Genomic DNA, 9,363 nt, shown 5'->3' with positions numbered 1-9,363 from the left:
TGAAGTTAATTCACCCTCTTTTTTTGCTCTTGGTTTTGTTAAGTATAAATACTCAAGTACAAAAAGGATGGTGAGGTGCAATTTAGTAGCGATCGCCTGGAATTTGCCACCGGAGTTATCTTAATTGGTTTGGGTATTTACCAAGGATTGTGAATTATGGTCCTTGCTATAAAATGTTTGGGTTTCCGATCCCATTGCAGCCGTCTTAAAGGAATTAACCCGCCATAATTGCTCCAATTCCGTTGCTGGCATTGTTAAATAAAGAACATCATTTGATTTTAAGGAAGTTTCTAATAATAACCAACCGTGAATGCTTCTGCCTTGGGATTCAACATATAACGGCACAAAATCAGCATTTTGAGAGGCTTCTTTAACTGTTTTGCCATAGAAAGGATGACTGGGAGTAATTAATGTCGCTAAAGCAATCCATAATAAATCGTCAGTCATACCATTGCCTAAAATGCGCCCCCCCAATGCCGCCGCCGCAAAAGAAGGAGTTGCTAATTCAATCGGACAAAGAACATTTTCAAACTCAAAAACTTGTTGAACAGAATAAGAAAATTGTGGATCGTGATTGCGGACGACAACAGATAATTTAGGTTGTAAGGCTTTGGCACATAAAGCAATTTCAACATTGATCATGTCATTACTCGTCACTGTTAATAGTGCTGCCGCTTTTTCCACATTGGCAGATTTGAGCGTACTGGCAAGATTTGCCTCTTCCATAATGACAGGAATACCAAGGGATTTTGCTGAATGTAAAAAGCGATTGTTGGGATCGCTTTCGATCGCAACAACATCATATCCTTGACTGATTAATTGTTGAGCAATTCGCATTCCTACGCCACCCAAACCACAAATAATATAATGATTTCGCGAGGGAACTTGAGTCACAGCCCAAAATTGTCGCAAGCGACTACCCAGGATAAAATCATTAATTAAAGCGTAACAAATACCAATAACTCCCGCCCCAACAATCATCATAATTGCTGTAAAGATTTTGATAGTATCTGATGCTGTTTCTGCGACTTCTTCCTTCCCTCCGGCTCCTGTAATCATGCCGACAGAAAAATAAATTGCATCGGCGATAGAAATATTAAAGTTAACACTAATATAAGTCAGCGTCGCTAAAAAAATAGTCGTTAATAAAGCCAGAGAAACTAAAGCTACCGGACGACCGTAATCTTTAAACTTTCGTAAATTAGCAAAAGTTTTGAGAAGCGATCGCGCTTTAGAATGTAATTTAGAACGTTGAGATGAGCGCACTAACGGTTGAGTCCCGACAATAATGCGATCGCCAACCTGTAATAATCGACCCTCTAAAATTGCCGCAATTAAATTGGATTCTCCCATTTCGGGTAGGTAATAAATCAACATTCGCGAACGACTTTCCCAAAGTTCGCTTAACTTGCGACCCAACCAAGGATGTTCGGAATCAATAATTTCTTCGCGGATCGGCCAAGTTTGATTGAAGAGTTTTAACTGTCCGATCGCCTTATTTCCTAAAGCTGCAAAGGCAAAAATGGGCGCAGCAAGTTTAGCAGAACTGAGACTCACATGATCTGTTAAAGTTTGGTCTAAATGTTCTCCTAAAGTATGATTGAAAATGCGATTAATAATGCGAACTTTAGGATTAATAGTGCGGGCGCGGGTGAGACTCTCTAAATTGAGCGCGTCATCATTACTAGCCAGCACTAAAGTATGTGCCTCACGAATTCCCGCCGCAATCAGAGTTGCAGTCGATCGCGGATCGCCAATGATAATGCGATCGCTGCGTTCTCCTGGAATGGGGCGATCGCTAATACCAATAACCTCCGCACCCTGCTGTCGAAGCAGACTAAAAATACGATAACCGGTTTGACCGAGGCCGCAAACAATGATTTTGGGTTTCATGGGAAGGCATTACCAGCAAATACTTAAGGAATTAATCTATTATTGTGAACGACTTGGGAGAGAGGAAGTGTAGTTAAGAACACCTATCTGAAAAAATACACTTTAGGTTAAGATTTGAATTGAGCGCGATCGCTGCAAAAATGAGAAAAAGAATGCCAGTTTTCACCGATCTTCCCTTCGCGTTAAACTCGCTTAAACAACAAGTTGTCGATCTGCATGATACAAAAAGTGAGTTTTTAGGGGCGATCGAAGCGGCTCAAATTGTGGCGGCGTTTTTCAGTCCCTAGTGGCGCGATCGGTTTAGGTGTTTTTGCAGAAACGGCTTTATAAATCAAGGTAAACAGTTAAAATTGCAAGGAAAAATTACATAAAATTATGGAAACTTGTTCTCAACCTAATTGTAATAATCCGGTTTCTAAACCTGGACATACTCTTTGTTATAACTGCTGGAAAACAGCCAACGCTAAACCTACTATCAAAACAATAATTAGCCCTAAACCCAAGATTGTTAATTCTCCAATGCTGTTATCAGCTACAAAAATCAGTCAGAAATTAAACGAGCAAAATTATTCAGTTCATCGCAATAATGTCAATCGTATTTTATCTGAATTGGGGCTTTTAGAGAAAAAAGGAACAGATTGGATTGCAACGCGAAGAGGAATTGCTTTTGGTGCAACGCAAAAGAACGATCCAAAAACTGGAAATTCTTATGTTCTTTGGTCGCCCAATATTTTAGAAAATCGCATCTTTTTAGAAGCAATTAAAAATATTATTAGCGAGACGACAGACTCAAATATTCTGGAAACTAAAAGCGAACAAAGTTTTCGAGAAAAGTTTCGCGAGAGTGCCAAATTTCGTACAACAGATGGACATTGGGTGCGATCGAAGGCTGAAGTGATGATTGATAATTGGCTCTATATGGCGGAATTAGTTCATGCTTACGAGCGCCGATTACCGATCGCGGAAGAAGTTTACTGCGATTTTTACATTCCTTCAGGTAAAGTTTATCTAGAATATTGGGGTTATGAAAATGATAGTAAATATTTAGATCGCAAGCGAGAAAAACAAAGAATTTATCAGCAATACGAACTCAATCTGATTGAAATTGTTGATGAAAATGTCCGCGATCTCGATGATTTTTTGCCCAGAATATTATTAACATTTGGAGTTCAAGTCAGCTAAACCAAAAATCAATAGTTTATAATTTCACAATTAATTAATACTCAAGGGATCGACATCAATTGTTAATCTAACTGACTGCGGGCATAATCCTTTTAACTGTAATAAATCCGGTAAATTGTCAATATCTCGAGCAAACTTAAGCAAAATTTGCCAACGATAACGGCGATCGATCCGCATAATACTTGCAGGTGCGGGTCCGAGTAATTCGTGGTTAACAGAAGCGAATAAATTGCGACATCCCTGGGCGACCAAATCCGCCGTTGCTTCCACTTCCTCTGCATTTAATCCACTAAATCGCAACAAAATTAAACGCCCATAAGGAGGATAATTCAACTGCGATCGCTCTGGTAAAGTTTGCTGGGAAAAAGATAAATAATCATGATTGCAAACGGCTTCAACAACGGGATGTTCCGGTGTATAAGTTTGCAGAATAACCCGTCCTGGATCGTCTCCTCTTCCTGCTCTTCCTGCGACTTGGGTTAAAGTTTGAAAAGCCCGTTCCGAGGCACGATAGTCGGCAAGATTCAATAGCCCATCCGCCGCTACAATGCCCACTAAGGTCACTTGCGCTACATCTAAACCCTTCGTTAACATCTGGGTTCCCACGAGCAAATCAGCCTCTCCTTGGGCAAACTGAGTTAATTTCGTGCGATGGGCTCCTTTTCCACGAGTGGTATCGCTATCGAAACGAATCACCCGCAGATCGGGGAATTCTTTCTCGATCGCCCGCACTACTTTTTGAGTACCGCTACCAAAGAATTTGAGATAGGGAGACTCGCATTCAGGGCAGAGGGAGGGATGTAAGCTGCTGTGGTTGCAATAATGACAGCGTAAGATTTGGGTTGCTTCTGCGCGGACGTGGTGATAGGAGAGGGAAACATCACAATGGGGACACTCAATCACATAACCACAATTTCGACACGATACAAAAGTGCTGTGTCCCCGACGAGGAATAAAGAGAATACCTTGCTTTCCAGTTGGTTTAAGCTGTTTGAGGGCATCTTGCAAGGCAAAGCTAAAAATAGAACGATTTCCCTGTTTTAACTCTCGTCTCATATCCACCACTTCAACGGGAGGAAGAGGACGGGAATAAATGCGATGGGGTAGGGATAGGTAGTGAGTAGTTGATAGTTGATAGTTGATAGTTGATAGTGGGGAGTTGATAGTTGATAGTGGGGAGGGGGGAGTTGATGGGGGGGATAAATGATTGTCTTCTTCTCGATTTCTTGATGTTACCCATGTTTCTAGAGAGGGAGTTGCGGAGCCGAGAATGAGGGGGCAGTTTTCTAGTTCTGCTCGCCATTGTGCCACTGTACGAGCATGATAAGTGGGTGTGCGCTCTTGTTGCTTAAAGCTATGGTCGTGTTCTTCGTCAAGAATAATTAATCCTAAATTCGGAACGGGAGTAAATACAGCAGAGCGAGTACCAATGACAATATGAGGTTCATTAGATAATAAAAATCGCCAAGTATCGTAGCGTTCTCCTTCATTTAAGGCACTATGATAAACGCAAACTTGTTCGCCAAATCTAGCTCGGAAGCGATCTGTTAATTGTGGAGTCAAACCAATTTCAGGAACGAGAACGATAGCAGACTTTCCCTGTTCTAGAATATGAGAAATTGTTTGCAAGTAAACTTCTGTTTTTCCTGAACCTGTTATACCGTGAAGCAAAACACAGGCAAATCCCTGTAAATTTTTAATTGTCTCTAATGCTTTTGCTTGATGAATATTAAGAGCTTTTGGGTTATCTTTCTCTACTTTAGGTTCGGAGGAGAAACGCAAGATTTCTTGTTCCTCTACTAAAATACAACCTTTGTTTTCTAAGCTCTTAATCACATCATAGTCAACACCATGAAATTTATGGAGTTTGGCTAAAATTTCTTCTCCTCCTAAGCGCTGCAAGAGAGAGAGAGCTTTTTCCTCGCGAGATGATGGTTTAAGAAAAACATTTGTAGACACTAAAATAACAACTTTCTGTAGCTTTGGACGCGAAGTTTTAGGAGGTGCAAGATAGCTCTTCACCCACCCGCGTTTAATTAAGTCTTTTAATCCTTTACTTGCTCCCTTAATTTTGCCTTTAATGTATTTTGCACTGTAGTCTCCATCTTTGCTTACCTGTAGAAGGGCAATAATCTTGCGAGCTACAGGGGAACAAAAAACTTCTGCTCCTTCGGGTAGTAATTTTGAATTTAAGCGTATTCGTCTTTGTGATTCTCTTAATGTACCGGGAGGTAAAGCAGAACGAAATACAACAATTCGAGGTGCAAAGTAGTAAGTTGCTACTTTTTCCAATAGCTGCAAATAGGTACTAGAAAAAATACCTTTGGCAATAATATCAATGATATTGCGAATATCATTTGGCGCTAAATTGGCTGGAAGAATTTGGGTTGGACGAATAGCAATCCCTTTCAAAATCTGGGTTTTGAGGGGAACGAGGACAATATCTCCGGGGTGAACCTCTAAACCTAGCGGAACGCTATAAGTCAACAGGTAATCAATTTCTTCACAGTTCACGAGAACTTCAATCCAGCGATCGCCTTCTCTGCGATCGCCGTACACCACTTGGGGTTCTGAGACAATGGGAGAGGTGGAAGAAATCGCAGAAATCGTAGAAATCATACTAATGGCATTCGACATTTTGCAGGTTTGGGTCTATAACTTAAAGTGAACCCACTTTCAATCAATGTTAAGCAAATAGAAACAAAACTTTACTTATTTTCTCAGTTTATGCTGCCATCCCCTGAACGAAAAGCGTTTGAAAGCGCAAAACCCCATCATCCTGATAGGGTTTAGAGCAGTTTGAGCAAGGAGTTTAGCTTAAATTCAGGCTAAAACTAAAAATCCGCGCTCGAGCAAGTCCAGGTCAGCAGGTAGAGGCATTTGTTAACATTTCCTACATTTCTTTTGAAATTTTGTAATAAGACAAACAAACTCCTGAAACATTTCTGTTAGCCTGATAAACAACATTTACCCAATTGTAGCGACGAACGAGGTTAAGGAACTGTTAAGTTTTTTGGATAGTGCGAAACCGCGATCGCCCTCAAAAGGAACAATCGATCCCCAAACCAAGACTCAATCAAGCGATCGCCAAATTTATCCAAACCTTGTTCGTATTTTTGGTCAGTGTTTTTAAACCTACCCCTTTTAATAATCCTCTTTTTGAAATCATTAGGCTCGACTTATGAACGTTACCGAATTACCAGCCAACATAACAGCCAACATGACAGCAGTAAAAACCGATAATAAACTTTCTGAGGGCGCGATCGAATCCGACGGATTAACCCCAGATTTAGTCAGTGTGGCTTTTTCGATCCCCGCCAATACCTCGGCCAAAACTCGAAAAACCCGTTATAGCAAAAGCGACGATGATACCGTTGGGGCTTTCTTCAAGGAAATGGCTCGCTATCCTCTCCTCAAAGCCGACGAAGAAATCGAATTAGCGCAGTGCGTTAAGGCGATCGTGCAGGTTGAAGAAATCCAAGAAAAACTAACCGAGGAATTGCAGCGAAAACCCTCTAAAGAAGAAATAGCTGCAGCCTTAGATATCACCCTCCGCCAACTGGAACAAAAATTATATCAAGGTCGCGTCGCCAAGCGGAAAATGATCCGCTCAAATTTACGATTGGTGGTGTCGATCGCCAAACGCTATCTCAATCGTGGCGTACCGTTTCTCGATTTGATCCAAGAAGGCGCGATCGGCTTAAATCGTGCCGCCGAAAAGTTCGATCCCAATAAAGGTTATAAATTTTCGACCTATGCCTATTGGTGGATTCGCCAAGCCATCACCCGCACCATTGCCAATGATGCACGAACCATTCGCCTCCCGATTCACATTGTTGAAAAACTTAACAAACTCAAAAAAGCCCAACGCAATCTCAAGCAAACCTTACAGCGCAATCCCCTCGAAGAGGAATTAGCCGCAGAATTAGAAGTCACCCCCGTACAACTGCGTCACCTTTTCCAATTGCGCCGCCAGTCCTTATCTCTCAATCACCGCGTTGGTAAAGGAGAGGATACGGAATTAATGGATCTTCTCGAAGATGGTGACTTAAAGTTACCCGAAGAACAAATGAGCGAAGTGATGATGCGTCAGGAGATTAGTGAAGTTCTCAGTGATGTTTTGACAGAACGAGAAAAGGATGTTATTTCCTTACGCTATGGCTTAAATACCAGCCAACCTTATACCTTAGAAGAGGTGGGGGGGATGTTTAACTTGTCCCGAGAGCGAGTTCGACAAATTCAAAGCAAAGCCATGCGGAAACTTCGCCGTCCTCAAGTTGCTCGTCGGCTTCGCGGCTGGCTCACTTAATAAGCTAGGGTGGGCAGGGGATACTAATAGAACTTGAAAGATATTAGCAATTCCCCCTGCCCACCCTAGGGATTCACATTTTCTCTTTACATTACATTTTCTCTATTGATAATTGATAATTGATTAGAAATCCTTAAACTGGATTCCCACTAGCCCTGAGAATAGATCCTCGATCATTTCTTGCATTTCTTCTCCGATAATTATTGGCTTGCCAAAACCGGGACCTTTCAAGAAATCTTTAATGGTTATTTTTTTATCTCGAAAATCTGTCACAAAGTTGCGAATTTCTTCTACTTCTTGAATATGATTTTGAGGGGAACCGAGAAAAAGTTCCCTGAGATTGGTTCGGTCGTTTTACCGATTACCAATTTGCCAAAATTAGGTGAATCTCTGGATCTTGTGCTACCCAACCAATGGGGACTTGATAGCGAACTTCAAAATGTAAATGAGGTTGAGGAATATCGGGTTTTCCGCTTGTTCCAACAGTCCCCAAAATAGCGCCAGTTTGAACTTCTTGTCCAGGAACAACATTGAGGGTATCAAGATGCGCGTATCGGGTTTGTCGTCCTCCTTCGTGGTTGATAACGGCTAAGTTACCGTAATTCCCTTGGCGATCGGCAAAGGCGACGATTCCTGCTTCGGCGGCAAGTACGGGAGTACCTACAGAGGCAAGCAAATCGATGCCGTTATGAAACTCATTTTCCTCTGTTCCTTGTTGACTATGCCAGCCATAAGTTAGTCCGATCGCGGCGCGATCGCGCAAGGGATAGCTACTTAAACCGACATAATTAGAGGCTTTGGGAACGCTATGGGGACTCCAACTCGTGCCTGGGATAAAGGTGGTTTCTCCAGGCATTTGACAGCCGTTGAGTTCAAATAAAACATCAGCGCGAACTCCATAAGCGTCGGCTAAATCTTGCCAAGTTGCCCCCGAGGGTGTAGATACTTCAATACCATTTAGGGGGGGAATATAAAGGATACTTCCCGTCGCGGGTTGGGTATTTTGCCAAGCGGGATTAAAATGCAGGATAATAGCAGGAAAAATTTGATATTGTGCCGCGATCGCCTCGATAGTTTCCCCTGCTTTAACTTGATGGGTTTGCAGTCGAGATAGAACCGAAGACTGACAAACGGGAGTATTTTGAGCGAGACTTGGCGCTAAAAATCGTGAAGGTGCGATCGCCAGCCCTAAAAATAAGGTAGAGAAAGAAGCAACCCGAATAAAAGTCTTTTTTTGTTTACTGTTCATGGTTCGTAGTTTGTTGTTCATTAACAAAAGGTTCGAGTAATTCAATAATTTCCTCGCTTTCAAATGCTTTTGCAAGTTCGGTAATTTTTTGAGTAAAGGTGATATATTTAGAGTCTAGATTCTCGATGCGTTCAAGCTCAGATTGAATTTCCGTGAGATACCCATCTAAAACATGATAATAAAGCGATATGAGTTCTTGTGCGGGGGGAAAAATAAGTTCTTTTGGGATACTTCCCTCCGATTTCTCAATATCTTCCTCGATCCAGGTCAATTGTAAATGCTGCTGAAGTTGTGCAAATAACGCTGAAGATTGTATGGGTTTGGGCAGAAAATCATGGCAACCGACTTGATAGCTTTGTTGGCGAACAAAATCAACAATACTGGCAGAAGAGGCGATAATAATAACTTCTTTTTCTGCTTCTAAAGTTCGTATTTTTTTTGTCATTTCAAAACCATCCATCACGGGCATAATTAAATCGGTAATAATTAAATCGAACTGCTGCGATCGCGCTTTTTCTAAGCCCTCTAACCCATTGACGGCTTGACTTAATTCAAAACCAATTGGTTCGAGTAAGTCAATCAATACCGCACGATTTTCCTGGCGATCGTCTACCACTAAAATTTTCCGTTTCTCTCCATGATAGCCAATAATATTTTGAGCAGTTTCTGGGATAGACAATTGGCTGTAATTGCTAACTTCAGGAACATCGAGGTCAAACCAAAAGGTACT

The 9,363-nt window shown here is 41.6% G+C and carries 7 protein-coding genes; 3 read left to right on the top strand and 4 right to left on the bottom strand.

Annotation, left to right across the window (positions count from 1 at the left end):
• Window positions 1-120: 120 nt before the first annotated feature.
• Window positions 121-1,893 carry a potassium channel family protein gene (locus tag VB714_RS19865; RefSeq protein WP_323226406.1) on the bottom strand — a complete coding sequence of 591 codons (1,773 nt, stop codon included), beginning with the start codon at window positions 1,891-1,893 and terminating at the stop codon, window positions 121-123.
• A gap of 152 nt (window positions 1,894-2,045) precedes the next feature.
• On the opposite strand from VB714_RS19865, the gene VB714_RS19860 reads away from it, so the two are divergent.
• Window positions 2,046-2,180: a hypothetical protein gene (locus VB714_RS19860; protein WP_323226405.1), complete on the top strand. Its 135-nt coding sequence runs from the start codon at window positions 2,046-2,048 to the stop codon at window positions 2,178-2,180.
• Between the two features lie 88 nt (window positions 2,181-2,268).
• Window positions 2,269-3,075, top strand: coding sequence for a hypothetical protein (locus VB714_RS19855; RefSeq protein WP_323226404.1), 807 nt, complete (start codon window positions 2,269-2,271; stop codon window positions 3,073-3,075).
• 30 nt (window positions 3,076-3,105) lie between these two features.
• Here VB714_RS19855 and priA read toward each other — a convergent pair whose 3' ends face one another.
• Window positions 3,106-5,712: a primosomal protein N' gene (gene priA, locus VB714_RS19850; RefSeq protein WP_323226403.1), complete on the bottom strand. Its 2,607-nt coding sequence runs from the start codon at window positions 5,710-5,712 to the stop codon at window positions 3,106-3,108.
• Between the two features lie 544 nt (window positions 5,713-6,256).
• Between priA and VB714_RS19845 the strand changes: the two genes are divergently transcribed.
• A complete protein-coding gene (locus VB714_RS19845; RefSeq protein ID WP_323226402.1) occupies window positions 6,257-7,384 on the top strand; it encodes an RNA polymerase sigma factor, RpoD/SigA family in 1,128 nt (375 codons plus the stop codon).
• Between the two features lie 361 nt (window positions 7,385-7,745).
• Here the strand turns inward: VB714_RS19845 and VB714_RS19840 are convergent, their stop codons facing one another.
• Window positions 7,746-8,633 (bottom strand): LysM peptidoglycan-binding domain-containing M23 family metallopeptidase, encoded by an 888-nt coding sequence (locus VB714_RS19840; protein WP_323226401.1) that lies wholly within the window; start codon window positions 8,631-8,633, stop codon window positions 7,746-7,748.
• Window positions 8,623-9,363: response regulator (locus VB714_RS19835; RefSeq protein ID WP_323226400.1), on the bottom strand; the 741-nt coding region annotated here is incomplete at its 5' end. The genes VB714_RS19835 and VB714_RS19840, both read right to left, overlap by 11 nt.

Origin of the sequence: Spirulina sp. 06S082 (assembly GCF_034932145.1) — a bacterium.
In the GTDB taxonomy this organism is placed as follows: Bacteria; Cyanobacteriota; Cyanobacteriia; order Cyanobacteriales; family Spirulinaceae; genus CCY15215.
Note: the sequence above shows the minus strand (reverse complement) of the source record. Positions and strands in the feature narration are given on the sequence as shown.

What these genes read in the sequence shown, in the direction of transcription:
- VB714_RS19865 (WP_323226406.1), bottom strand. Translation starts at nt 1,893, where the DNA reads ATGAAACCCAAAATCATTGTTTGCGGCCTCGGTCAAACCGGTTATCGT.
- VB714_RS19845 (WP_323226402.1), top strand. Translation starts at nt 6,257, where the DNA reads ATGAACGTTACCGAATTACCAGCCAACATAACAGCCAACATGACAGCA.
- VB714_RS19855 (WP_323226404.1), top strand. Translation starts at nt 2,269, where the DNA reads ATGGAAACTTGTTCTCAACCTAATTGTAATAATCCGGTTTCTAAACCT.
- priA (WP_323226403.1), bottom strand. Translation starts at nt 5,712, where the DNA reads ATGTCGAATGCCATTAGTATGATTTCTACGATTTCTGCGATTTCTTCC.
- VB714_RS19860 (WP_323226405.1), top strand. Translation starts at nt 2,046, where the DNA reads ATGCCAGTTTTCACCGATCTTCCCTTCGCGTTAAACTCGCTTAAACAA.
- VB714_RS19840 (WP_323226401.1), bottom strand. Translation starts at nt 8,633, where the DNA reads ATGAACAGTAAACAAAAAAAGACTTTTATTCGGGTTGCTTCTTTCTCT.